The following is a 1,757-nucleotide window of genomic DNA, read 5'->3' as shown; positions in this document are numbered from 1 at the left end:
CTGTTCAGCGCTTTCCTGTCACATTACGTGATCCGCGACCGCTATGCTCGCCCGGGCAAGGGGAACGAGAAAGGCAATGTGGAGGGGCTGGTAGGCTATTGCCGGCGCAACTTCATGGTGCCGATCCCGAAGTTCCCGACCTGGGAGGCGTTCAACCTGTGGCTGGAGGAGCAATGCCGCAAGCGCCAGCAGGACAAGGTGCGCGGGCAGAGCGAGACGATCGGTGAGCGCTTGGAACGCGATCTCGCGGCCATGCAGCCTCTGCCCGCTACACCCTTCGAGGCCTGCGATCAGAAAGGCGGGCGGGTCTCCTCGCAATCCCTGGTGCGCTACAGGACCAACGATTATTCGGTTCCGGTGGCCTGGGGCCATCAGGAGGTCTGGATCAGGGCCTATGTCGATGAGGTGGTGATCGGCTGCCGCAGCGAAGTCATCGCCCGTCATCCTCGTTGCTATGCCCGCGAGGAGGTTGTCTTCGACCCGCTCCATTATCTCCCGCTGATCGAGCAGAAGATCAACGCATTCGACCAGGCTGCGCCTTTGCAGGGCTGGGACCTGCCCGAAGCGTTCACGACACTGCAGCGGTTGATGGAAGGGCGCATGCACAAACATGGCAAGCGCGAATATGTGCAGGTACTGCGCCTGCTGGAAACGTTCACCCTCGCCGATCTCCAGGCGGCGGTCGAACAGGCCATCGATCTTGGCGCCATCGGCTTCGATGCCGTCAAGCACCTCGTCCTGTGCCGGATCGAACGCGTACCGCCCAGGCTGGACCTGGACGTCTATCCCTTCCTGCCACGCACCACGGTCGAGAAGACCTTTGCCAGAGCCTATCTGAGCCTGCTCTCCGACCGGCAGGAGGCCGCATGAGCGATCAGGCCCCGGAGATCCTTCTCGCTCACCATCTCAAGGCGCTCAAGCTGCCTACGTGCCTGCGTGAGCATCACAAGCTCGCGCGGCAATGTGCCGCTGAAGGCGTCGATCATATCCGCTTCCTCGCCCGCCTCGTCGAGATGGAAATGATCGACAGGGAGCGTCGCATGGTCGAGCGGCGCATCAAGGCCGCGCGCTTCCCCGCCGTCAAAAGCCTCGACAGCTTCGACTTCGCCGCCATCCCCAGGCTCAACAAGATGCAGGTGCTCGAGATGGCGCGCTGCGAGTGGATCGAGCGGCGTGAGAACGCCATCGCTCTGGGGCCATCAGGCACCGGAAAGACGCACGTAGCGTTGGGGCTCGGACTGGCAGCATGCCAGAAAGGACTGTCGGTGGGCTTCACCACCGCGGCAGCGCTGGTCAGCGAAATGATGGAGGCCCGCGACGAGCGCCGTCTTCTGCGCTTCCAGAAGCAGATGGCCGGATACAAGCTGCTCATCATCGACGAACTGGGCTTTGTGCCGCTCTCCAAGACCGGCGCCGAACTGTTGTTCGAGCTGATCTCCCAGCGTTACGAACGCGGCTCCACCTTCATCACCAGCAACCTGCCCTTCGACGAATGGACCGAAACCTTCGGATCTGAGCGTCTCACAGGCGCGCTCCTCGATCGCCTGACCCATCACGTCAGCATCCTCGAGATGAACGGCGAAAGCTATCGCCTCGCGCACAGCCGGGCCCGCAAGGCCAAAACCAGACCCTGAAAATTACACCAATGCCGGGGGGAGTGGCCCTCGGGCTACGCCCTCACGCCACTCCCCCCGGCATGTAACACGATGGCCTGGTTTTACGCCGCCGAATGGCCGACTTTTGCTCCGCCGTTGACA

The 1,757-nt window shown here is 62.6% G+C and carries 2 protein-coding genes; both read left to right on the top strand.

Annotated elements, in window-relative coordinates:
* A partial coding sequence (locus Q4610_RS21685; protein WP_425262600.1) for a Mu transposase domain-containing protein occupies positions 1-870 on the top strand: 870 nt, incomplete at its 5' end.
* A complete protein-coding gene (gene istB, locus Q4610_RS21680; protein WP_007686288.1) occupies positions 867-1,634 on the top strand; it encodes an IS21-like element ISSsp5 family helper ATPase IstB in 768 nt (255 codons plus the stop codon). The genes Q4610_RS21685 and istB, both read left to right, overlap by 4 nt.
* Positions 1,635-1,757 lie beyond the last annotated feature (123 nt).

It is taken from the genome of Sphingobium cyanobacteriorum (assembly GCF_030580935.1).
Classification (GTDB): Bacteria; Pseudomonadota; Alphaproteobacteria; order Sphingomonadales; family Sphingomonadaceae; genus Sphingobium; species Sphingobium cyanobacteriorum.
Note: the sequence above shows the minus strand (reverse complement) of the source record. Positions and strands in the feature narration are given on the sequence as shown.

What these genes read in the sequence shown, in the direction of transcription:
- istB (WP_007686288.1), top strand. Translation starts at nt 867, where the DNA reads ATGAGCGATCAGGCCCCGGAGATCCTTCTCGCTCACCATCTCAAGGCG.